This is a genomic window from Actinoplanes sp. NPDC051513, from assembly GCF_044454685.1.
GTDB lineage: Bacteria > Actinomycetota > Actinomycetes > Mycobacteriales > Micromonosporaceae > Actinoplanes.
Genome location: NZ_JBITDW010000007.1, coordinates 103,903 through 126,795 on the forward strand (window position 1 = coordinate 103,903; position 22,893 = coordinate 126,795).

Genomic DNA, 22,893 nt, shown 5'->3' on the forward strand with positions numbered 1-22,893 from the left:
GGGCAGGCTGGGCCTATGCGCGTGCTGGTGGTGGAGGATCAGGCCGAGCTGGCCGACTCGATCGGGCGGGTGCTGCGCCGCGAGGGCATGGCCGTCGACGTCGTGTACGACGGCGGCGCCGCCCTCGAGCGCACGATCGCGACCGACTACGACGTGCTGGTGCTCGACCGGGACATCCCGGTGGTGCACGGCGACGACGTCTGCCGCCAGATCTCCGGACCGCGGGTGCTGATGCTCACCGCGTCGGGCACGCTGGCCGACCGGGTCGAGGGGCTCAATCTCGGCGCCGACGACTACCTGCCCAAACCCTTCGCGTACGCGGAGCTGATCGCCCGCCTGCGCGCCATCGGCCGCCGCTCCCAGCCGGCCGTGCCCACCGTGCTCGCGCACGACGATCTCCAGCTCGACCCGGCGCGCCGGGTCGCCACCCGCGCCGGGGTACGGCTGGCGCTGAGCCCGAAGGAGTTCGCGGTGCTGGAATACCTGCTGGCCGCCGACCACCGCGTCGTGTCGGCCGAGGAGCTGCTGGAACGGGTCTGGGACGAGGCCGCCGACCCGTTCACCACCACGGTGAAGGCGACCATCAACCGGCTGCGCGGCAAGCTCGGCGAGCCACCGCTGATCGCGACCGTCACCCGCGCCGGATACCGGATCTGAGCCATGCCGCTAGTGAAGAAGACCGTGCGCGCCCGGCTCACCCTGCTCTACAGCGGCCTGTTCGTGGTGAGCGGCGCGGCGCTGCTGACGATCACCTACCTGCTGGTCTCGAACACGAAGCGCAGCGTGGTGCTGCGCAACTTCAACGCCGACGGCGCCCCGCTACCGCCGGCCGACTTTCTCGACGACCTCACCGAACGGGCCCGGGCCGAGGCCGAGCGGCAGCACCAGGAGACCCTGCAATCGCTGCTGACCTACTCGGGCGTCGCCTTGGCGATCATGACAGTCCTCGCGCTGGTGCTGGGCTGGCTGATGGCCGGCCGCATCCTGCGCCCGCTGCGCTCGATGATCGCCTCGATCCAGCGCATCTCGGCCCGCAACGTGCACGACCGGCTGGCCGCGACCGGGCCGCGCGACGAGCTCAAGGACCTCTCCGACACCGTGGACGGCCTGCTGCATCGGCTGGAGACCGCGCTCGACGCGCACAAGCGCTTCGTCGCCAACGCCGCACACGAGCTGCGCACCCCGCTCACCCTCGAGCACGCGCTGATCGAGGAGACGCTGACCGACCGAACGGCCACGCTGCCGCAGTACCGGTCGCTCTGCGAGCGCCTGCTGGAGCTGCGCCAGCAGCAGGCGGCGATGCTGGAATCGCTCCTCACGCTGGCCGGCAGCGAGCGCGGGCTCTCGCAGCGCGAACACGTCGATCTCTCCGAGATCGCCGAGCGGACGGTGACGGCCGGGCGGATGGCCGCTCTTCACGAGGGTGTACGGCTGGAGCCGCGCATCGACTCGGCCTGGACGACCGGGGATCCCGCGCTGGTCGAGCGGCTGGTCGCGAACCTGGTGGACAACGCGATCGCGTACAACGTGCCGGGCGGGTCGGTCGAGGTGAGCACCGGGGTGCGCGACGGCCGCGCGGTGCTCACCGTCGCGAACACCGGGACGCTGATCCCGGCCGAGCGGGTCGATGACCTGTTCGAGCCGTTCCAGCGCCTCGATCGCAGCGCCGGCCGGGCCGGGCACCACGGGCTCGGCCTGTCGATCGTGCGGGCGATCGCGGCCGCCCACGAAGCGGTGGTCGAGGCGGAACCCGGTCCGGAGGGCGGCCTTCGCATCGAGGTGACTTTTCCCGGCGTACGCGAACTGGTGTTGTCAATGGCGGAAGGCGGCATGGCCGGTCAAGGCCTGGCCGAGCACTAGCGTGTGCATCTCGGTGGTGCCCTCGTAGGTGAGCACCGACTCGAGGTTGGCCATGTGGCGCATCACCGGGTACTCGTACGAGATGCCGTTGGCGCCCAGGATCGTGCGGGCCGCGCGGCAAATCTCCAGCGCCTCCCGCACGTTGTTGAGCTTGCCGAGGCTGACCTGCTCGGGGGCAAGCACACCGCGGTCCTTGAGCCGGCCCAGGTGCAGCGCCAGCAACCCGCCCTTGGCCAGCTCGACCGCCATGCCGGCCAGCTTGGCCTGGGTGAGCTGGTACGACGCGATCGGGCTGCCGAACTGGCTGCGGCTGCCGGCATAGTCGAGGGCCACGGCGTAGCAGCTCCGGGCGGCGCCGAGCGCGCCCCAGATGATGCCGTAGCGGGCCTCGTTGAGGCAGGACAGCGGGCCTCGCAGGCCGCGCACCTCGGGCAGGGCCGCGTCGGCGGGGAGTCGCACCTGGTCGAGCACCAGCTCGCTGGTGATCGAGGCGCGCAGCGAGCCCTTGTGCTTGATCAGCGGCGCCGCGAAACCATCGGTGTCCGTGGGCACGACGAAGCCACGGATGCCCTCGTCGGTCTGCGCCCAGACCACCGCCACGTCGGCGACGCTCCCGTTGGTGATCCACATCTTGCGCCCGGTGAGCACCCAGTCGTCGCCGTCGCGGCGCGCCTGGGTGCGCATCGAGGCCGGGTCGGAGCCGGCATCGGGCTCGGTGAGGCCGAAGCAGCCGATCGCCTCGCCCGCGGCCATCGCCGGCAGCCACCGCTGCTTCTGCTCCTCGCTGCCGTGCCGGTGGATCGCGTACATGGCGAGCGAGCCCTGCACGCTGACCAGCGAGCGCAGGCCGGAGTCGGCGGCCTCCAGCTCGACGCAGGCCAGGCCGTAGGCGACCGCGCTCATCCCGGCGCAGCCGTAGCCGGTCAGGTGCATGCCGAGCACCCCGATCTTGCCGAGCTCCCGCGCAAGGCTCCTGACCTCGGGAAGCTCGCCGCGCTCGAACCAGTCGCCGACGTGCGGCAGCACCCGATCGGCGCACCAGTCGCGGACGGTCTCGCGGACGGCGCGCTCCTCCTCGGTGAGCACCTGGTCGATGCCGGCGGGGTCGAGCGGGTCGATGGTCATCGGATCTCCTTCAGGGGCCGGCCTCCGTGAGCGGGTTCTCCCATTCTGCTGCGGTCATCCCTTGACCACCCCGTCGACCCGGCGCGGGATGCTCCACAGGTTCGTTTCGCGCAGGTCCGGCGGCAGGCGTCGTGGCTGATCTTCGGCGTCCTGCACTTCGCCTTCCACGCCACCCACCTGGCGATGTTCCCCACCTTCGACCGCATCGCGATGCTGGCCGCCCTCGGCGGCACGGTGCTGCTCGCCGCCGTGCTCGTCATCCCCACCGGCGGCGCGTGGTCGCTACGGACCCGGCCGGGCACACCTGCGACATGAGGTCACCGAGTGCGATGGCTGGAACGTCACCGCCTGGAGCTGCCGTACGGCTTCCAGCCGGCCTCCAGATAGCGCAGCACCGCGGTGACGCGACGGTCCGCGCGGTCGTCGGGCGCCAGGTCGAGCTTGGCGAAGATGCTGCGGATGTGCTTGTGCACCGCCCCCTCGGTGACCACCAGCTTGTCGGCGATGGCCGCGTTGCCCAATCCCTCGGCCATCAGCGCCAGCACGTCGCGCTCGCGGGGGCTCAGCCGCTCGAGCGCCCCGCCGGGCCGGCTGCGGCTCATCAGCTGGGCGACCACCTCGGGGTCGATGGCCGTGCCGCCGTCCGCCACCCGGCGCAGGGCGCCGAGGAACTCCTCGACCCGGCCCACCCGCTCCTTGAGCAGGTAGCCGACGCGGTGCGCGCCGTCGGCCAGCAGCTCGGTCGCGAAGGCCTGCTCGACGTACGCGGAAAGCACCAGCACCGCGAGCCCGGGCTGCCGGCGCCGGGCCTCGACCGCGGCGACGATGCCCTCGTCGGTGTGGCTGGGCGGCATCCGCACGTCGACGATCGCCACATCGGGCCGGTGCTCCTCGATGGCCGCCAGGAACGGCGCCGGCGAGTCGGCGGTGGCCACCACCTCGAGCCCCTCGGCCCGCAGCAGCAGCGCCAGCCCCTCCCGCAGCAGCGCGTCGTCCTCGGCGATCACGATCCGCATGGCAGCTCCACCCGCATGGTCGTCGGCCCTCCGGCCGGGCTGGTCAGCGACAGGCGTCCGTCGTGCGCCTCGACCCGCCGCCGGATGCCGACGAGCCCGGACCCGCGGCTCTCGTCCGCGCCGCCGTGCCCGTCGTCGTCGATGCGCAACACGAGCCGGTCGCCCTCGCGACGCGCGGCGACCTTGGCGCTCGACGCTCCGCTGTGCTTGGCCACATTGGTCAGTGCCTCGGCCACGACGAAGTATGCCGTCGCCTCGACCGACGCCGCGCACCGCCCGGGCATCTGCACGTCGACCGCGCACGGCACCCCGCTGGCGCCGGCGAGGCCCGCTATCGCCCCGGCCAGACCCCGGTCAGCGAGCACCGGCGGCAGGATGCCGCGGGCCACCGAGCGCAGGTCGGCGAGGGCCTGTTCGGTCGCGTCCTGGGCGCGGGCGAGGATCTCGTCGGCCGCCGACGGGTCACGGGCCAGCTGACGGCGGGCCGCGCCGAGCAGCACGTTGACCGCGACCAGGCGGTTCTGGGTGCCGTCGTGCAGCGACCGCTCGATGCGGCGCAGCTCGACGGCGTGCGCGTCCAGCGCGGCGGCTCGGGTGGCGGTCAGCTGCGCCACCCGCAGCGAGAGGTCGACGTCGGCCGAGGCCTTGAGCAGCCGGCGCCCAGGCCAGGCCTGAAGGCGCGCCAGCCAGGGCAGCGCCACGAGTCCGACGAGCAGCCAGGCGACGCCGACCAGAGCGACGGCGAGCGCGTCGGGCCAGGTGCGGATCGCCCAGAAGATGAGGGTGGGGCTGCCCTCCTCGGGCGGGATCAGCTGCCACCACAGCGGGAAGGTCAGGTCCTGCACCGCGTAGAGCGGCACGGCCAGTCCGAACAGCCCGACGACCAGGCCGACGGTGGCGTGCACGACCAGCCAGCCGAGCTCCCGGTGCACGGCGGGGTCGCGTAGGCCGGCGAGCCGGCCGCTCGGGATCGGGTCGGGCGGGATGACCTCGGGACCCCAGCGGGTCAGCCGCCCCCGCTCGCGGTCGGCCACCGTCCGCACCGCGCGCAGCGCGCCGGGCACCAGCAACAGACCGACCCCGGTCAGGCAGAGCAGCGCCACGATCACGACCCAGACCAGCGCGCAGATCGCGAGCACCGCGGTGCCCAGGCCCCCGACGAGACGCCCAAGGCCATCGATGGCGCGGCGCACGCGGGCCGGAGGTGTCACAAGCCTGAGGGTAGCTTCGTCGCCCGTCACACCGCGGATGGGTCGCCGACGGGAATCTCACAACCACCGAGCCGAGGGCCCCTCGGGCGCGAACTCGTGCCGAGAAGTCACCGGCACGGAAGGACACGACATGACCGTCAAACCGACGACCGCGCGTGTGGCCGCTGCGCTCGGCGTGAGCGTGCTGCTCGCCGGCTCGGTGTACGCGCTCGGTCCCGGCGCCGCCACGGCGTCGAGCCACCGGGAAGCGCCGCTGGTCGCCGCCGACCCGGCGATCGACAACACCGACCTGTACGCGTTCGTCAGCCCCGAGCGCCCCGATTACGTCACGCTCATCGCCAACTGGCAGCCGTTCGAGGAGCCCAACGGCGGCCCCAACTTCTATCCGTTCGCGACCGACGCCACGTACACGATCAAGGTCGACAACGACGGGGACGCCAAGCCCGACGCGGTGTTCCGCTGGAAGTTCCAGAACCAGGACAAGCGCGGCAACAACACGTTCCTCTACAACAACGGCCCGGTCACCTCTCTCGACGACGAGAACCTGCTGTTCAAGCAGACCTACACGCTCGAGTCGTCGTTCAACGGGCAGCCGTTCAAGACGCGGGCCACGGGCGTTCCGGTCGCGCCGTCCCGGGTCGGCCCGGCCTCCATGCCCAATTACGGCGCGCTGCGGTCGCAGGCCACCCGCACGCTGCCCGGCGGCTGGAAGACCTTCGCCGGCCAGGCCGACGACCCGTTCTTCCTCGACCTGCGGGTCTTCGACCTGGTGTACGGCGGCGACCTGAGCGAGACCGGCCAGGACACCCTGTCCGGGTACAACGTGAACACCATCGCCATCCAGGTGCCGTTCAAGGACGTCGCGCTCAAGGGCGACGCGAAGCGCAACCCGGTGGTCGGCGTCTGGACGACGACCGAGCGGGATCGCGTACGGGTCGCGGACGGCTCCTCGTACGGCGGCAAGGTTCAGGTCTCGCGCCTGGGCAACCCGCTGGTCAACGAGGTGGTCGTGCCGGCCGGGCTCAAGGACACGTTCAACGCGACCCCGCCCGAGCGGGACGCGAAGATTCCGGCCCTGGTCAAGCGGGTTACCAATCCCGAGGTGCCACAGTTGCTCCAGCAGATCTACCAGATCCCGGCGCCCGCGACGCCGCGCAACGACCTGGTGGAGATCTTCCTGACCGGCATCACCACCAAGGCCGGTGGGCCGATCAAGGCGGACCTCAACTCGCAGCTCAACAACGCCGACGTGTCGGCCGGCAAGTTCACGCCGTCCGAACAGCTGCGGCTGAACCTGTCGGTGCCGGTGACCGCGCAGCCCAACCGGCTCGGGGTGCTCGGCGGCGACCTGCAGGGCTTCCCGAACGGGCGGCGGCTCACCGACGACGTGGTCGACATCGAGCTGCAGGCCCTGGTCGGGGCGGCGCAGACCGGCAAGCTGGTCGACGCGCTGGCCACCGGCGACAAGGTGGACGCCAACAACCAGCAGTTCGGCGGGAAGTTCCCGTACCTCGCGCTGCCCAACTCGGTGGCGGTCAACTCGCAGGGTGGCGCCGCCGCCCCGCCGGCCGCTCAGCAGGCGGCTCCGCCGTCGACCGATCCGTCCGCCGACACCGGTGCGGCCGGGGCCGGGCTTCCCGACACCGACCAGTCCGACGCCGCCGCGGCTCCCGGGGCCGGTATTCCGGACGCCGCCGAGCCCGCTTCGGCCGAGAGCACCGACAGCGGGACCTGGATGACCAAACCCGTGGCGTACGCGACCGGCGCCACCGGCTTCGGCGCCCTGATCCTCGCCTTCGGCCTCTTCGCCTTCATGCGGCGGCGCCGCCGTCCGGCGCCGCAGCAGCCCATCTTCGATCCCGAGCAGACGACCCGGATGTAACCCCGCGCAGGTGGGCGCACCAGCTGGTGCGCCCACCTGCTTGAAAATAAGGAGGAGCACCATGCGCCGCACCCTGATTCGCCTGGGTATCGCCGCCGCGCTAGCGGCCGCGGTGCTCACCGTCGCCAACATCGCCTTCCGCCCCCGGACCGAGCGGCCGGCCGCGCAGACCGTGGCCCAGCAGACCGACCTGCTGGCCGGCCGGGTCGCCCGCGCCCAGCAGCACCTGCGCGACGTGCCCGGCGACTGGGCCGGATGGTCGGCGCTCGGCGCCGCCTACCTCGAGCAGGCCCGGGTCACCGCCGACCCCGGTCTCTACCCCCAGGCCGAGCAGGCCACCCGCAAGTCCCTCTCGCTGCGCCGCGACGGCAACGGCGACGCGCTCGTCGTGCTCGGCGCGCTCGCCAACGCCCGCCACGACTTCGCCACCGCCCGCGACCAGGCACGCGCCGCGCTGCGCGTCGACACCGCCGACGCGGACGCCTACGGGGTGCTGGCCGACGCGCTGACCCAGCTCGGCGACGCCCGCGGCGCGACCGACGCCGTGCAACGCATGCTCGACACCCGGCCCGGGCTCGCCGCGTACGCCCGCGCCTCCTACGACCTGGAGCTGCGCGGCCGCATCCCGGAGGCGACCGCCCTCATGCGGCGCGCCCTGAACGACGCGGTCGACCCGCACGACGCCGCGTTCTGCCGCACCCAGCTCGGCGACCTCGCCTTCGGCCGCGGCGACCTGCGCGCGGCCGCCGACGAGTACGCCGCCGCGCTCGCCGCCGATCCCGCCTCGATCGCCGCCCAGCGGGGCCGCGCCCGGGTCCGCGCCGCCCAGGGCGACCTGCCCGGCGCGCTGAGCGACTACGCCGACCTCACCGCCCGCCTGCCCGGCCCGTCCTACCTGATCGAGTACGCCGAGCTGCTCAACGTCGCCGGGCGCGCCGCGCAGGCCGAAGAGCAGCTGTCGCTGGCACGCGCCGCGCAGCAACTGTTCACCGCCAACGGCGGCCAGGACGGTCTCGCCACGGCCGCGCTGGCGCTCGCGACCGGCCGCTCCGCCGACGCCGTCACCGCCGCCCGCGCCGAGTGGAACCGCCGCCACCACCCCGACGTCGCCGACACCCTGGCCTGGTCGTTGCACACCGCCGGCCGCGACGCCGAGGCGCTGACGTACGCGAAGCAGGCTGTCTCGGGCGGGGCGCACCCGTCCACGTACGCGTATCACCTCGGCGTCATCGAGCTGGCCCTCGGCCACCGCGCCGAGGCCCGCGCCGAGCTGACCCGCGCGCTCGACACCAACCCGTACTTCTCGCCCGTCGACGGACCCAACGCCGGCCGCGCGCTCGCCGCCCTCGGAGGCTCCCGATGATCCAGCTCGTCGTGCCCCTCGTGGCGGGCGTGCTCGCTCACCCGATCAACAACTTCTCGATCAACCAGTACGCCGAGCTGACCGTGCGCGCCGACCGGGTCGAGGTGCTGGCCCTCGCCGACGTGGCCGAGATACCGACCCTGCAGGAGAAGCCGGTCATAGACACGGACCACAACGGCACGCTGTCGGACGCCGAGCGGGCCGCCTACGCCACCGCGGAGTGCGGCCGTTACGCCGACGCGTTCGCCGTGACCGCCGACGGCAACCGTCTCACCTGGACGGTCGCCGCGCCCGGCTACCAGGTCATGCCCGGCGCGGGCGGCCTGTCCACGGGCCGACTCTCCTGCTCGCTGACGGCCCCGGCGACCGCGACGACCTTGCAGGTCGACAACCACTACCGGTCCGGCCGGGTGGGTTGGCGCGAGCTCACCGCGCGTGCCGATGGCGTACGGATCCAGACGGCGCTTCCCACTGACAGCGTGAGCGCCCGTCTCACCTCGTACCCCCGTGACCTGCTGACCTCGGTCCCCGACGTCCGCACCGCCACCATCAAGGTCGGCGGCGCGGCCGGGTCGCCGGCCGCGGCCGATGCCCCCGAGCGGCCCGCCATCGCCGGACCCTCCTGGCTGACCGCGGCCCAGACCCGGGTCGAGTCGCTGGTCGGCGGCCATCTGACGCCGGTCGTGGTGGCCTTGGCCTTCCTGCTGGCGCTGCTGCTGGGCGCGGCGCACGCGGCCCTGCCCGGCCACGGCAAGACCGTCATGGCGGCGTACTTCGCCGGCCGCCGGGGCCGCATCCGGGACGCGCTGGCGGTGGGCGGCACGGTGACGCTCTCCCACACCGGCGGCGTCCTGGCGGTGGGACTCCTCCTGAGCACGTCGACAGCCCTCGCCGGCGAACAGCTGCTGTCCTGGCTGGGGGCCCTCAGCGGTGTCGTGGTGATCGCCGTAGGCATCGGCATGCTGATCTCGGCCCGTCGCGCCCGCCGCTCCCCCGCAGGCCACAGCCACGGCCACGGCCACACGCACCACCACGCCGCCGACCACGCCCACGCCACCAATCACACTCACGCGACCAATCACACTCACGCCACCGATCACACCCGCCCTGCCGATCACGCCCATGACGGGCACGCCCACGGGCGCGGAAACAGCCATGGGCATCACCATCACCGGCCGGGTGGACGGCTCGGGCTGGCCGGGATCGGGCTGGCCGGTGGCCTGGTGCCCAGCCCGTCGGCGCTGGTGGTGCTGCTCGGCGCGATCGGCCTGGGCCGCGCGGGGCTCGGCGTGCTGCTCGTCCTCGCGTACGGAATCGGCATGGCCGGCACTCTCACGGCCGTCGGCCTTCTGCTGGTCGTCGCCCAGCGCAAGCTGGGCGACCTGGCCACCCGCGGCTCCCGCGCCGCCCGCCTCGGCGGGCTGCTCACCCGCCTGACCACCCGCGTCTCCGCCGGAGCTCCCACCGCCACCGCCGCCCTGGTCGTCCTGGTCGGCCTCGGCATGGGCGTCCGGGCCGTCGCGTGACGCCCGCGGCCGCGACCCGCCGACCGCCTCGCTCGACGCCGGAGGCCGCGACCTGCCGACGCCCGCCGCCGGCCACCGGACCGGCGTGATCCGCGACATCGTCGCCGCCGGGCGTGGTCAGGCCTACGCTCCGATCATGGAGAGGCTGCGGGTCGGGGATCTGGTCGCGCTGGTCGCGCCGTCGGGCGCGATCGGCGCCGAGGAACTCGCCGCGGCCGTGCGGGTGGTCGAGAGCTGGGGTCTGAAGACCCGGGTGGGCCGGCACGCGCGAGGCCGGCACTCGTTCCACTCCGGCACCGACGCCGAGCGCCTCGCCGACCTCAACGACGCGCTGCGTGACCCGGCCGTCCGCGGGATCCTCTGCCTGCGCGGCGGCTACGGCCTCCAGCGGATCGTCGACGACGTCGACTTCGTCGCGGCGAGGGCCGATCCCAAGCCGATGATGGGGTATTCGGACATCACCGCGCTGCACGTCGCGCTCTGGTGCGAGGCGGGGTTGCCGACCGTGCACGGGCCCACGGCCGGTCATCTGTTCCGGGGCGCCGACGAGGCACGGCGGGCGCTGATGAGCGGCGAGCCGATCGAGGTGGCCGCCGATCCGGCGGAGAGCACCTTCCCCGTACGCGTCGGTGGCCGCGCCGAAGGCGTGCTGCTCGGCGGGAACCTGACGATCCTGGCCGCCACCGCCGGCACCCGGCACCGGCCCGACCTGCGCGGGGCGATCCTGCTGATCGAGGACGTGAACGAGGCGCCTTACCGGATCGACCGATCACTCGTGCAGCTGCGGCGGGCCGGGTGGCTCGACGGGCTCGCGGGTGTCGCGATCGGACAGTTCATCCGCTGCGCCGACGAGACCTACCCACGCACGGCCGAGGAGGTGCTGGCCGAGCAGCTGGGCGAGAAGATTCCGGTGCTCGGCGGCCTGCCGATCGGCCACGGCGAGCGGCAGACGGCGGTGGGCCTGGGCGTGCGGGCCGTGCTCGACGCCGACGCCGGAACCCTGGTGGTGCAGGCCGCGTACGTCAGGCGGTCGGCGACGTGAGACTCCAGGACAGGATGTCCTGCGTCGACGTGGCGTCCCCGGTCGCGCCGGTGAATCCGGCCCACGCCGTCGGGCCGACCTCGCCGGCCAGGTCGACGGTCGTGCTGAGGGTCGGCTGGTCCCCGCCGACGTAAACGGTCAGCGCGTGCGTGGGCGCGTCGTAGGAGACCCGTACCGAGAACGGGGTGCCGTACAACGGGATCCCGGTCGGCGCGGTCGCGAGGTGGTAGTCCGGATTGCCCCGGAGCACGACGCCGACGTGGTCGGTGGCGGGATCGCCCGGGTTGGGGTAGTCGTCGAGCTCGACGGCGACGCTCTGCCGGATGCCGCGGTAGCCGAGGCCGCCGCCCCAGCTGCCGAGCGCTCGCGGACCTGCCGACTGGACGAGGAAGGCGATGCCGTCCGCCTTGTTCGCCCCGGCGTGCAGGTACGCCCGGAACGTGGTCTCGAACGACCGCGTGAGGTCGATCTGCTGGGCCGCCCAGGCCGCGCCCTCCTGCCGGTAGCCGCCGCCGGTCAGACGCAGGACCTGGCTCTGCGGCTCGATCGCGGCCGTGCCGTTGAGGCTCAGCGTGCCGGCGTCGAGGAAGGCGGGGTAGTCGATCAGCGTGGGCGGCCCGTCGGCAGCCAGGGCCACGCCGGGCGTAGCGGCGGCGACGAGCGAGAGGGCGACGGTCAGGATGCAGCCCTTCGCCCGTTGGCGGTAAGACATTTGATCCGGTCTCCGTTTCGGGGAATTCGACCTGTCCGAACCGGCCCAACGTATGGCAGCGAACCCGGCCGCGTGACGCGAATGGCAACCTCAGGCCGCATATCCGGGGAATCAACAGCGGGCCGCGCAGGACGCATGCTCATCTGCGTCTCGCGCGGCCCGCGCCTCGTGCTCGATCTCTAGGGCGACGTGCAGGTGGGTGTCATGGCGGCGCCGCTACCGGTCGCCTGGAAGCCGAACTCGGTGTAGCCGCCGGCCGGGATCTGGCCGTTGTAGCCGACGTTGGTGAACTGGACCGGGCCGCTGCTCGCGCTGCGGTTGGCGTTCCAGGCGTTGGTGATGGCGGCGCCTGACGGCAGCGTCAGGCTCACATGCCAGCCGTTGACCGCGGACGATCCGGCGGTCACCCGCACCGTCGCCACGAAGCCGCCGGTCCACGAGTTGAGCGCCACCGAGGCCGAGCATCCGCCAGTCGGCGGCGTCGTGGGTGGGGTCGTCGGCGGGGTCGTCGGCGGCGTGGTGGGCGGGGTTGCAGGCGGCGTGGTGGGTGGAGTCGTCGGCGGCGTGGTCGGCTGGTTTCCCAGCACCGGGGTGGTCCAGTCGACCCAGTCCGACAGCCGGCCCTGCGCCTTGCTGGAGATCCGCATCTGGCCCGTGTAGCTGCCGTTCCCGACCAGGAACTTCCTGATGTTCTGGGTCAGCGGGTCGCGCCACTCGGGCCGGTTCGCGCAGTGCGTGCCGTCCGCGATGTCGGACCAATAGGTGATGTTGCCGCCCGCCCCGAGCGCCTTGTAGACCTCGGCGCCGCCCAGGGCCGCCACGCTCGCCGACTTCGGGCCGAGGTTGGCGATGTGCGGGTTGTCCATGACGAAGAGGCCGCGCGGCGCGAACATCGCCACGACCTCGTGCGTGTCGATCGGCAGCCGGTTCGGCGCGCTCGTGAACGAGCCGAACGCGTCGCCGAGCCACGGCTGCTCGCCGTACGCGCTGCTCAGGCTCTGCGCGCCCTCGCCGGGGATGCCGCGGAAGATCGGGGCGCCGGCGCTTCCCGACTCGATCGGCATGGTCAGGGCGATGCGCTGGTCGAACGCGCCGATCACGAAGGCGCCCTTGCCGAACCGCGAACAGCCGGTCACGCCGGTCGCGTCGGCGCGCAGGACATTGCCGCCGGACTGCTCGATCACGTCGATGATCCGGCTGACGCCCCAGGCCCACGCCATGAGCAGGCCGGTCGGGCTCGACGAGCCGTACAGCGTGTAGAACGCGCCCTGCTTGTTGTTGCGCGGCGTGCCTTCCTTGCCGACCGCGTACGGGTCGTAATTGATGACCGCCGCGCCGGCGGCCCTGATGGTCGAGGTGTCGGCGCCGAAGCCGCCGAGGACGACGACGGCGGGGAACGGGCCGGTGCCGCTGGGCAGGCTCACCGAGGCCGAGAAGCTGGCGCTCTTGCCCTGGTTCGAGACGTTCACGGTGATGTTGGTAGCCGAGACTGCGCCGGTGACGCTCTGCGGCTTGCCGGGCTTCTCGCCGTAGACGAACTTCTCGGACAGCTTCTTGATCTCTTCGCGCCGGCAGGTCCAGTCGGCGGTGCTCGTGATCCGCGTTCCGTCGAGCTTCTTGAAGGGGTCGGGGAGCTTCGCGTTGGTGGGCAGCGAGCCCGCGTCGGGGAGAGCGGGCACCGCGCAGGCCGCGCCCTCGTCCTCGACGCCGGTCGCGGCGAACGCCGGTGTGCTGTGGGGGATTGCCGTTACCGCTCCGCCGATCGCGAGGGCCGCCGCGAGGGCGACGATCGTCGATCGGCGGATGGAGCGGCCCGAGCCGGTGGTCACTGGGGCTCTCCTTCGGGGATGAGGGGATCTCCCGCCCCGGGGCTTGGGAGCGCTCCCGGGCGAGTTCGCCCAAGTCTCCGACCCGACATCGAAACAAGTCAATACTTCTCGGAAACTTCCGGAGCTGGCGATCGAAACTTTCGGAACCGGTCACCCATGCCGGACCGGCACGGCAGGATGCGATAACGACCTTCCCGACAAGCGTCTAATTCATCACAGGGCCTGCGCAAAGGCCTCCTTTGTTTGTAGTTTCATTCGCCGTGCGGGTTGCGGCGAGAATGACGGCGGCATTCAGCCTGTCGGTCGTCACCGCGCTCTGGCTGACCGGTCTGGGCGAGGCGCCGGGAGGCATCGCGGCCGCCGGCCGGCTCGCCGCATTGTGGTCGGCCGACCTGCTGCTGATCCAGGTCGTGCTGATGGCCCGCATTCCGTGGCTCGAGCGCACGTACGGGCAGGACACGCTGGCCACCTGGCATCGGTGGACCGGCTTCACCTCGTTCCACCTGCTGCTTCTGCACGTGGTGCTGGCCATCGTGGGGCGGGCCGAGCGCGCGGGCACCGGTCTGCTCGCACAGACGTGGACGCTCCTGGTCACGTACAAGAGCATTGTTTTTGCATTTTTGTCGCTTTTCGCTTTTGTGCTGGTCGTGGTGACTTCGCTCCGCCGGGTGCGCCGCCGGCTCCGATACGAGTCGTGGCATCTGCTGCACCTCTATGCCTATTTGGGCGTGCTGTTCGCTCTGCCACACGAAATACTGCTCGGGAGCGATTTCCGCTCCGGCGCGGCGAAGGCCTATTGGTGGGCTCTTTATGCGATTGCGGCCACCTCCACCCTGATTTTCCGGATCGGGCTGCCGGTGTGGCGCACGCTGCGGCATCGGCTCACCGTCGACGAGGTGGTGACCGAAGCGCCCGGCCTGGTCTCGGTCTACCTGCGCGGCCACCACCTCGAAGACCTGCCGGCCCGCGCCGGGCAGTACTTCGTGTGGCGTTTCCTCGACGGCTCGCGGGTCCTGCACGGCAACCCGTTCTCGCTCTCCGGCCGCCCCAACGGCGACCGCCTGCGCATCACCGTGAAATCGGTCGGCGACGGCAGCGCCCGCGTGGCGACGCTGCGGCCCGGCACGCGCGCGCTGATCGAGGGACCGTACGGCCGGATGACCGCCGACAACTACTCCGGCGGCCCGGTGACGATGCTGGCCTGCGGGATCGGCGTGACGCCCCTGCTGGCGCTGTTGTGGGATCTTCCCTACGACTACGGGAAGGCGACGCTGGTCTACCGCACGCGGCACCCGCACGAGGTGGTGTTCCTGTCGGAACTGGAGCGCCTGGAGCGCGACCGGGGCGTGCGGGTCGTCCCGCTGGTCGGCCCCCGGCTGGCCGACGGGTCGTGGTTGCCGATGGCGTTCGCCGAGTACACCGACACCGAGGCGCTGCGCTCGCTCGCGCCGGGCATCGCGCACCACAACGTGTACGTGTGCGGGCCGGACGCCTGGACGGCGGCGGTGCTGCGGTCGGCCCGGGAGCTGGGCGTGCCGCAGGCGAGGCTGCATCGGGAGCGTTTCGCCTGGTAGGCGCCTCGCCTGGTAGGCGCCTCGCCTGGCAGGCGCTGCGTCAAGCGGCGCGAACCTCGCCCGTCCACGGCGGATCGGGAACTATCAGACTCATTGCCGCCCGGACCAGGGTGGCCGGCGCCGGCGAGGGCGCCAGGTGAACGTGGAACGGCGTCCGGGGCCGCCGGGCCGGTGGGTCGCCGGCCACGTGCGTGGTCAGCAGCCTCGTCCGCGGATCGGCCGGCAGCCGCTGCTCGCGCGCCGCGTGCTGGTCGGTCAGCACCACGACGATCTCCATGCCGCAGCCGGCCGCGGTCGACATCGCCGCCGGCAGGTCGGGCCGGTCGAGCCCGCGCCCCAGCCACATCGCGAGCAGGCCGGTCCGGTCGGCCAGCGGCTGTGCCTGCCCCGGCATGTCGGTGCGGATCAGGCACACCTGCTGGACCATCAGCCCGAGCAGGTGCCCGACCGAGCGCAGCACCGCCTCGACCGGCCCGAACGTCGCGGGCGAGGTGTCCAGCACGATCGCGACCGACGGGTACTCGGTCTCGGTCGACGCCACGTGCAGGCGGTACAACAGGTTGTCCTGTGCGAGCTGCATGCGGAACAGATCGGGCGGCAGGGCCAGCTGGAAGCGCAGCAGGTTCGAGACGGAGCCGTGGCGGCTCGTGCCGGCCAGCTCGCCGGTGACGCGCGGGGTGGGTGAGTGGGCGCCGGACTCGGAGATCAGCTCCCGGACATCGCGGGCGAGCAGCGTACGGGTGTCGAGGTCGAGCACCGGCAGCGAGCCGCCGTGCTGCTCCACCCGCAGCGGCAGGCCCGGATCGGCCGCGACCGCCTCGGGCCCCAGGATGTTGAGGAGCGTCACGGTGCCGGAGTCGACCCGGTCCGCGCCCGCGCGCAGGAGCGCCAGCGGCGCCGGCGGCGCCTCGGGCGGCACGGGTTTGCCGCCGAGCGCGCGCAGCAGCGCCGTCCGCAGCTCGGCCCGGGAGCTGTCGGGCGCGCTGTAGGCGGGGTCGGCCGGAAGGTCGCGCAGCAGCAGGGCCGCCAGACCGGCGCGCGCCTCGGGCGGCCAGCCCAGCGCGCGAAGCCGGACGATGCCGGGATGGTCGGCGAGACCGGTCAGCTCGGCGGGGGTCCGGCCCACGCCGCCGATGAGCCGGGTCGTCTCCTGCAGAAGGCTGAGCGGGGGTTGCAGGCCGGTGTCGGCCAGGCCGATGAGGGCGTCGGCGCCGGCCGGGAGGCTCTCCGCCATCGGCGCGATCTCCTCGGCCTCGGCGGCCTCGCCGATCCGCAGCGGCTGCCGGACGAGGTACACGGCGCCGCCCGCCGGAACCAGGACGACGAGGGTGTCCTCCTCGACCCGCGCGAACATCTTGTCCGGCTGGGACCGGCCGAGCGACGGCAGCTCGATCGAGGCCACGACCCGGCCGGTCGGGGCGTGCAGCACCTCGAGCAGGCCGCGCTCGCCCTGCTTGCTCGCGACGACGAAGAGCTGCTGGTTGTCCGCCTGGCTGATGTAGCGGGACGCCACGTCGCCGGCGACATGCTCGTGCAGGCGGGTTCCGGTGAGGCCGTCCCAGATGCTCACGCCCTCGTCATGCCCGACGCCGACGAGCACCTGGTCGTCCGGCGTCACGGTGATCGCCACCGACCAGAGGTCGGCCGCGGGACCAGTGGGAAAACTGGAGAGCGACTGCATACCCCGGTCCACGTCGTAGACGTTGACCGTTCCGCTGGAGTCGCCGACGGCGAGGACGGTGTCGCCCGACCGCCGCCTGCCCAGCGCCACCGCGGTCGCGTCCTCGTTGGGCAGCTGGTGCACGAGGCGCCCGGTCTCCACGTCCCACAGGGCGAGGCCGATGGAGATGCTCACCCCGGCCAGCAGGGGCGTTCCGTCGGCCATCTCGATGAAGTCGACCGAGTAGAAGGAGTCCATGCTGTCGTCGGCATCGGCATCGGCCAGGTTGCGCACCAGGTGACCGTCGAGCTCGTAGATCGTCACCCCTTCGTCGCCGCCGACGGCGATGCGCGCCTCGCCGCTACGCGTCCGCACCAGCTCGGTCGTCCAGGTGTTGTAGAAGCGGTGCGGGAAGGCGGCGAGCAACTGCTGGGTGACGCCGTCCCAGACCTGGATCCGGTCGTTGATGGCTGCCGCGACGACCAGCAGCCGGCCGTCGTCGAGCCGCATCCCGGCCACGGCGTGCAGGGGCTCGGACCCGGTGGCGCCGAGATTCGTCACCTCGGCGCGCCCGTCGGCCGTGAGCTCGCCGCCGGCGGCGAGCCGCTTCCCCGGCAGCCCGACCCGGATCAGCTCGATGCCCTCCTCGCCGGGCGCGGCCCGGCCCGCCAGGATCAGGGAATCCGCCGAACGCAGGTAGCCCGACCGTAACGACGGCGGCTGGCCCCGGCCCGCGAGCTCCTCGAGGATCACGTCGGCTTCGATGTCCCAGAGGAAGCACTTGCCGGCCTGGGTCACGGCCAGCAGCACGGGCTTGCCGGGCAGAACATCGACGAAGTGGAGGTCCGAGATCGGGTCACTCGGCGAGAGGGCCCGCTCCCCGATCCGCTCGGCCCGCTCGACGTCCCACAGCGTCACCTTGCCTTCCCAGGCGCCCACGGCCGCGCACGACCGACCGTCCGGCAGGCGCGCCCAGGCCAGCGCCTGGATGATGTCCTCATGGTCGATCTCCCGTAGGAGTTGGTCGGCCAGCGGGTCCCAGAGCTGGATCCGGCCGTCCTCGCGGCTGGACACCAGGAAGAGCGGGTCGCCGCCCGCGCGGGCGAGCCAGAGTCCGATGCGGGTGCTCGGCAGCGGCGTACGGACCGTGGAGATCTGGCGGCCGGAGGGCAGCTCGAGAAGGGGAATCTCGGCGTCGCCGACCATGGCGACGACGGTCCGCCCGTCGGGCAGCACGGTGGTCGGCAGTCCATAGAGGTCGATCGCGTTGGGCACCTCGCACAACTGGGCGCCGGTGACGGCGTCGATCGCCACGAACGGTGATCCGTCCCGGGCGATCAGGGCGACCGGCCGGCCCTCCAAGCGCGTCAGGGCGACGTTGCAGAAGGTCAGATAGGGATCGTCGTCGTCTCGATCGATGGCCGTCGCCGCGACGAGAACCTGGCGGGAGTCGAGATCCCAGATCTCGTACTGTCCCCTGGTGCTGCCGAGGGCCATCAGCGCCGGATGGCCGGCCGAGGGGAGGAACGACGTCGTCCACAGGTCGGGGGCCCGGCTGGCGAGGGAGGTCGACCCGGACTCCCCGCGGAACGGCGTGTCCGCACCCCGGGACGGGCGCGACACCGGCGCGGGCTTGGGCTCGTCGCCCCAGATGTCCCAGAGGTCGAGCGAGGTGCTCATGTGCTCGGCGGCCAGCATGAGCCGGCCGTCGACCTCGGCGAACCCCAGCTCGTACAGGCCGAAGTCGACGTCGACGTGGGTGAGCCGTCGCCCCTTCTCGAGGCTCCACAGGTCGAATCCCCGGCGGACGGGCAGCGCGACCAGTGTTTCGCCGGCCCGGTGGACGATGCCCACCGATCCGTCGATCTCGATCGCCGATTCCGTGATCGCCACGCGATGGGAGAAGTCGGCCAGATCGAAGACCTTGACCGCCTCGGGGCCGTCGCCGGCAGTGACCAGCGACGGCCTGCCGTCCGCGCCCGGGACGACCCGGGCGCCGATGACCGTCCCCTCGTGCGGGGAGAACGAGCGCACCCGAACACCGGTGTCGACGTCGTTGACGGAAACCGTTCCCTCGTAATCCACCGCGATCACCCAGAGCGCGCCGTCCGGCGATCGGGTGAAGGCCGCCATCCGCAGGTCCGCCTCGTGGGGTGTGAGCTCCAGGCTCCGGCGGCCGTCCAGGGTGGTCACGCGCAGGGCGCCGCCGCTCTCGCCGACGGCGATCCACTCTCCCCCGTCGACGACGTGCGCGGCCAGGGCGGTGATCTCGTTGCCACGGTCGATTTCGAGCGTCCGGCGCGGCACCCCGGTGACCGGGTCGCAGTCCTGGACGGTGCCGTCCAACCGCCCGATGATCAGCGCGGGGGTGCCGTCGGCGCGCCGGACGAACGTCGCCGCGCCGACCGACTCGTCCCAGCCGCAGGCCACGTCGCCGGTGCGTGCGTCCCAGACCCGCAGCTCCCCGTCGTCGCCGAGGCCGGCGACCAGTGGCCGGCCGTCGGGCAGGACGACCGACTCGATCGCCATCGTCATGAACGGCGTCTCGAAACTGCGCACCATCCGCGGCTCCGGATCGGGCGCGGGCCCGTCCACCGACGGCGCCCGGCGCGGTGCGCCGCCGTTCGCGGTGCCCGCGCGCCCCACCGTCCGCGCGTGCGCCTCGGCCCACGCGCGCAGCCCGTCGACGGTCACGGGGGTCCCTCCGGGAGTCGGGGTGTGGGCGGCCGGTCGGGGCGGCGCTCGGCGTCGCGCAGCTGCGCCAGGCGCTCGAAGAGGTGGGCGGCCTGGAGCGGCTGGTTGTGCGCGCGATGCAGCTCGGCCGCGCGGCCGAGGTCGCCGTTCATCTCGGCGTTCCAGGCCTCGTTGCGCCAGGCGTCGAGCGGCGTCACGGGACGGTTCGGGAACGGCCGCGGCTGGGGAATCTGCGGCGCCGCCGTCCGCGGGGCGTCCTGCTCGCGGGTGAGCTCGGCGAGGGCGTCGGCCGTCTCCGGCGGCACCTGAAGGTCGACCCGCGGCCGGGCCGGGGCCCACAGCTCCCAGACCGGTTGCCGCCGCTCGATCGGGAAGTGCAGGGCCGCGCCGTCGGCGAGCACCACGATGTGCCGGTCGTCCGGCAGGAACAGGCGCTGACGGGCGGCCGGGGGCAGCTCGGGGCTGAGCGCCGAGCCGATCGGAAGGTAGAGCGGCCCCGGCCCGAGGCAGGTGAGCGGCGTGCCGACGCCGACGTTGACCAGCAGGCCGCCGGCGGCGATCAGAAGGTGCCGGTCGCGCCCCCGGATGATCAGCGCCGACTCGGCGAGCGGGTGCCCCTCCAGCAGCAGCGGCACCAGGACGAGGTCCATGTCGTCCAGCAGCACCGCGTCGACCCGCTGCCCGGGGCTACGCCGCGGCACCACCCTCAGCTCGGCGTTCGCGGTGGCGCCGTGGTCGCCGAGCGGCGTCTGCGGCTGCGGCACGAAGCCGGTGGCGACCTTGATCAGCGAGACGGCGGGCTGGTGGTCGCTCAGCGGCTCGATCCGCCAGGAGCCGAACGCCTCGTCGGCGAGCGCCCAGCCCCCGGGCGGCAGCAATGTGGACAGTTGGTGGTCCGCGATCGGCAGACCGGCGCCGTGCTGGACGAGCAGCTCGCCCTGGTCGCCGGCGCGCCGGAACACCGTGGTCAGCGGGAGGCGCTCGGCGGCGGCGAAGAGCCCGGCCGGGATGGTCCGGGCGCCGGTGGCGTGCACGGTGACCTCGAGCATCACGGACTCACCGGCACCGTCGCCGTCGCCGTCTCTGCCGCCGTCTCTGCCGCGGCCGAGCGGGTGCAGGCGGACCGGGCGCTGCCAGACGTCCAGATCCAGTTCGAGGGCACGACGCACGAGCTCCTCGGTGGTCACCCCGGGCGTGAGGACGGCCGCGTCGTGCAGGGGCGCCTTTCGGGTACGGATCAGGGGCGCGTGCCGGATCAGGTCGGTGACGTCGCTGGGCTCCAGGGCCGTCACGGCGATCCCGCGGTCGCCGAACACCGGCCCGCCGAACGGCCGGTACCGGAAGAGCAGGTCGTCGTGCCGGGCGTAGACCCGGCCGCCGGCGCTGTGCGCGGCCGTCCGCACGAGGTCGGGCTCGGCCTCGGCGCGCAGCCACCATTCCCCGCCGCGGCGGTGGATCCGGCTCTCCGCGCCGCTCAGCACGGAGAGGCAGCGCAGCGCCCGGCTCGCGTCGGGCAGGCTCACGAAGATGTCGTCGGGCTCGGCGTCGGCCGGCGGCCCGAACACGGGCGACGGCACGACCACCGGCGGAGGCGTGGGCACGGGAGTGGGCGCAGGCCGGACCGGGACGGCCGGCGGCAGATCGGGTGGGATGCGCTCGATCGGGCCGCCCGCCCGGTGAGTGCGCGGCGGCGCCGGGGGCCCGGCGGGCGGCGGGGTGGTTGGCGGTGTCGGCTCGGCGGGCCGGCGTCGTCGGAACATCCTCAGGCCGTCCCTCGGGTCGCCGCGGGCGTCGCCTGCGGGATGACGATCCGCTGTCCGAATCGGTCCTGCGCCCATCGGCGCCAGCGCTCGGCGGCGGCGTCGTCCCCGCCGCGCACCGCGGCCGCGTAGGTCAGCGCGACCTGGTCGAATCGGTTGGCGGCCTCGGCGACCGCCACACCCCATTCCTCGAAGGTGCTCGTCCAGACGAGGTCGCCGGGAGCGCCAAGGTGGTCCTGCACGGCGGCGAGGACCGGCAGGACGGTGTCGGCCGGCGCACCCTCGGCCAGGGCACAGCGCATCTCGACCAGGCGCCGGAGCAGGTCGTTCCCGGCCGTTTCGTCGATGGGCGGCAGCGCCTGCCGGGCGGCCTCGGCGTCACCCAGCTCGTGCACGAATATCCAGGCGGCGACCAGGTGCCGGCCGGCGTGGCTCTCCATCTGTGCGGTGGCCCGCAGGTTGCCGGCGGCCCGGAAGACGCGGGCGGCCTGCGGGAACTGGCCGGCGTTGGCGTAGCAGCGGCCGGCGTCCTCGAGCCGGCCGGCCAGCTCGTAGCAGTGCGCGGCCTGGTTCCACGGCCACTCCGCGGCGGACGGGCTAGTCACGCATCGGCTCCGATCGGCGCTGCTCCTCGTCGTCGGGCGGCAGCGTCAGCGGGGGTTCGACCGCCGGCGGACCGCCGACCTCGTGGATCGACGCGTACGGGTCGACGACCCGCGCCACGTCCCGGGTGGCCGCGTCGTGCCGGGCGTCGTGGTCGGCCGCCCGGGGGCCGCCGTCCACGTCGTCGACGGTGAAGGCCTCCACCTCGCCGGTCTTGGCGTTGTAGCGGAATCGGACGCGTAGCCGCATCGTCACCTCTCCTCAGGCCTGGATCTCGAACTCGATCTCCAGCACGCCGTTCGTCTCGACGACCTGGACGCCGTCGGCGCCGCGCATCCGGGCGTAGGCGAGGACCGCCTCCCGGTACGCCTCGGCGAGCACCCGGTGGAACTCGTTGCGCCCGCGGACGCCGATCGTGGCCAGCACCTCGGCCGCGGCCGCGCCCAGCTCGGCCGTGCGCTCCGCGAGAATCCGGTCGAGCTCGGCGGTGGCCGCGGCCCGGGCAGAGGCGTCGAGGCCGGCCAGGTGCTGTTCGGCGGCCTCGCTCTGCGCCGTCGTCAGCGCCTCCGCACGGGCCGCCGCCAGGTTGAGCTGCGCCTGCCGTTCCGCCTCGCGACGGGCGTCCTCGGCGGTGATGCCGCCCCAGTTGTCGTCGTAGTGGGTGCCGGACCCGGCCGCGGTGATGTCCCGCTCGATCTCGCCGCTGATCGTCCGCGACGCCTCGCCGCTCGCGCTGACCTCCTCGGCGAGCTCCGCGACGATCTCCAGCTCGCGGGTGTCGGCGTGGTACGCGACGTACCCGCCCTCCATCGCGTAGCGGTAGACGTCGCCGTCGAGGACCCAGCCCTCGGCCTCGTCGAGCGTGCGGGCGAGCGCGGCGAGCGTCGGCGCACCGAGCGTGTCCTCCAGCGACTCGGTGATCCGGGCCTGCCCGGTCGCCGCGCCACTGATCGTGGCCACCCGCCGGACCTCGTGCTCCCAGGCCTCGCGCAGGTGCTGGGTCGCGGTGACATCGATGCGTCGGGGGTTACACATG

18 protein-coding genes are annotated in these 22,893 nt (G+C 73.1%); 8 read left to right on the forward strand and 10 right to left on the reverse strand.

Going from position 1 to position 22,893, the window contains the following annotated elements; all coding sequences use genetic code 11:
• Positions 1 to 15 precede the first annotated feature (15 nt).
• The gene (locus tag ACIA5D_RS23485) at positions 16 to 657 is read left to right on the forward strand and encodes a response regulator transcription factor (RefSeq protein ID WP_396032297.1); all 642 of its coding nucleotides are present in this window, start codon (positions 16 to 18) and stop codon (positions 655 to 657) included.
• Positions 658 to 660: 3 nt separating this feature from the next.
• Entirely contained in the window at positions 661 to 1,860 is a 1,200-nt protein-coding gene (locus tag ACIA5D_RS23490; RefSeq protein WP_396032298.1) for a sensor histidine kinase, read from the forward strand.
• Here the strand turns inward: ACIA5D_RS23490 and ACIA5D_RS23495 are convergent.
• Entirely contained in the window at positions 1,813 to 2,985 is a 1,173-nt protein-coding gene (locus ACIA5D_RS23495) for an acyl-CoA dehydrogenase family protein (protein WP_396032299.1), read from the reverse strand. The two genes, ACIA5D_RS23490 and ACIA5D_RS23495, sit on opposite strands and share 48 nt — an antisense overlap.
• A 183-nt stretch (positions 2,986 to 3,168) precedes the next feature.
• On the opposite strand from ACIA5D_RS23495, the gene ACIA5D_RS23500 reads away from it, so the two are divergent.
• Positions 3,169 to 3,300, forward strand: coding sequence for a hypothetical protein (locus ACIA5D_RS23500; protein WP_396032300.1), 132 nt, complete (start codon positions 3,169 to 3,171; stop codon positions 3,298 to 3,300).
• A 26-nt stretch (positions 3,301 to 3,326) separates the two neighbouring features.
• On the opposite strand, the gene ACIA5D_RS23505 is transcribed toward ACIA5D_RS23500, so the two are convergent.
• Together ACIA5D_RS23505 and ACIA5D_RS23510 are read right to left on the reverse strand one after the other, a co-directional pair.
• Positions 3,327 to 4,001 carry a response regulator gene (locus tag ACIA5D_RS23505; RefSeq protein WP_396032301.1) on the reverse strand — a complete coding sequence of 225 codons (675 nt, stop codon included), beginning with the start codon at positions 3,999 to 4,001 and terminating at the stop codon, positions 3,327 to 3,329.
• Positions 3,989 to 5,212: a sensor histidine kinase gene (locus ACIA5D_RS23510; protein ID WP_396032302.1), complete on the reverse strand. Its 1,224-nt coding sequence runs from the start codon at positions 5,210 to 5,212 to the stop codon at positions 3,989 to 3,991. Before ACIA5D_RS23510 ends, ACIA5D_RS23505 begins: the two co-directional genes overlap by 13 nt.
• A 130-nt stretch (positions 5,213 to 5,342) precedes the next feature.
• Here ACIA5D_RS23510 and ACIA5D_RS23515 point away from each other — a divergent pair, with 130 nt between their 5' ends.
• The 4 genes from ACIA5D_RS23515 (at position 5,343) to ACIA5D_RS23530 (ending at position 11,025) form a co-directional block, all read left to right on the forward strand.
• Complete coding sequence (locus ACIA5D_RS23515; RefSeq protein ID WP_396032303.1) at positions 5,343 to 7,094, forward strand: DUF4331 domain-containing protein; 1,752 nt, start codon at positions 5,343 to 5,345, stop codon at positions 7,092 to 7,094.
• Positions 7,095 to 7,155: 61 nt separating this feature from the next.
• On the forward strand, positions 7,156 to 8,457 hold the full coding sequence (locus ACIA5D_RS23520; RefSeq protein ID WP_396032304.1) for a hypothetical protein: 1,302 nt from the start codon (positions 7,156 to 7,158) through the stop codon (positions 8,455 to 8,457).
• On the forward strand, positions 8,454 to 9,983 hold the full coding sequence (locus tag ACIA5D_RS23525; protein WP_396032305.1) for a hypothetical protein: 1,530 nt from the start codon (positions 8,454 to 8,456) through the stop codon (positions 9,981 to 9,983). The genes ACIA5D_RS23520 and ACIA5D_RS23525 overlap by 4 nt, the downstream gene beginning before the upstream one ends.
• A 136-nt stretch (positions 9,984 to 10,119) precedes the next feature.
• Entirely contained in the window at positions 10,120 to 11,025 is a 906-nt protein-coding gene (locus ACIA5D_RS23530) for an LD-carboxypeptidase (RefSeq protein ID WP_396032306.1), read from the forward strand.
• Here ACIA5D_RS23530 and ACIA5D_RS23535 read toward each other — a convergent pair.
• Positions 11,006 to 11,737, reverse strand: coding sequence for an L-type lectin-domain containing protein (locus ACIA5D_RS23535; protein ID WP_396032307.1), 732 nt, complete (start codon positions 11,735 to 11,737; stop codon positions 11,006 to 11,008). The genes ACIA5D_RS23530 and ACIA5D_RS23535 overlap by 20 nt on opposite strands.
• A gap of 179 nt (positions 11,738 to 11,916) precedes the next feature.
• On the reverse strand, positions 11,917 to 13,566 hold the full coding sequence (locus ACIA5D_RS23540) for a cellulose binding domain-containing protein (protein WP_396032308.1): 1,650 nt from the start codon (positions 13,564 to 13,566) through the stop codon (positions 11,917 to 11,919).
• A 278-nt stretch (positions 13,567 to 13,844) separates the two neighbouring features.
• On the opposite strand from ACIA5D_RS23540, the gene ACIA5D_RS23545 reads away from it, so the two are divergent.
• Positions 13,845 to 15,140, forward strand: a complete 1,296-nt coding sequence (locus ACIA5D_RS23545) for a ferric reductase-like transmembrane domain-containing protein (RefSeq protein ID WP_396032309.1) — start codon at positions 13,845 to 13,847, stop codon at positions 15,138 to 15,140.
• Between the two features lie 40 nt (positions 15,141 to 15,180).
• Here ACIA5D_RS23545 and ACIA5D_RS23550 read toward each other — a convergent pair whose 3' ends face one another.
• From ACIA5D_RS23550 to ACIA5D_RS23570, 5 genes are read right to left on the reverse strand one after another with little or no spacing between them, the layout of a single operon-like run.
• The gene (locus ACIA5D_RS23550) at positions 15,181 to 19,494 is read right to left on the reverse strand and encodes a WD40 repeat domain-containing protein (protein WP_396032310.1); all 4,314 of its coding nucleotides are present in this window, start codon (positions 19,492 to 19,494) and stop codon (positions 15,181 to 15,183) included.
• Entirely contained in the window at positions 19,491 to 21,254 is a 1,764-nt protein-coding gene (locus ACIA5D_RS23555; protein ID WP_396032311.1) for a hypothetical protein, read from the reverse strand. The genes ACIA5D_RS23550 and ACIA5D_RS23555 overlap by 4 nt, the downstream gene beginning before the upstream one ends.
• A 2-nt stretch (positions 21,255 to 21,256) precedes the next feature.
• Positions 21,257 to 21,859, reverse strand: coding sequence for a hypothetical protein (locus ACIA5D_RS23560; protein WP_396032312.1), 603 nt, complete (start codon positions 21,857 to 21,859; stop codon positions 21,257 to 21,259).
• Entirely contained in the window at positions 21,852 to 22,106 is a 255-nt protein-coding gene (locus tag ACIA5D_RS23565; protein ID WP_396032313.1) for a hypothetical protein, read from the reverse strand. Before ACIA5D_RS23565 ends, ACIA5D_RS23560 begins: the two co-directional genes overlap by 8 nt.
• A gap of 12 nt (positions 22,107 to 22,118) precedes the next feature.
• Positions 22,119 to 22,892 (reverse strand): molecular chaperone DnaJ, encoded by a 774-nt coding sequence (locus ACIA5D_RS23570; RefSeq protein WP_396032314.1) that lies wholly within the window; start codon positions 22,890 to 22,892, stop codon positions 22,119 to 22,121.
• Between the last annotated feature and the right edge of the window lies 1 nt (position 22,893).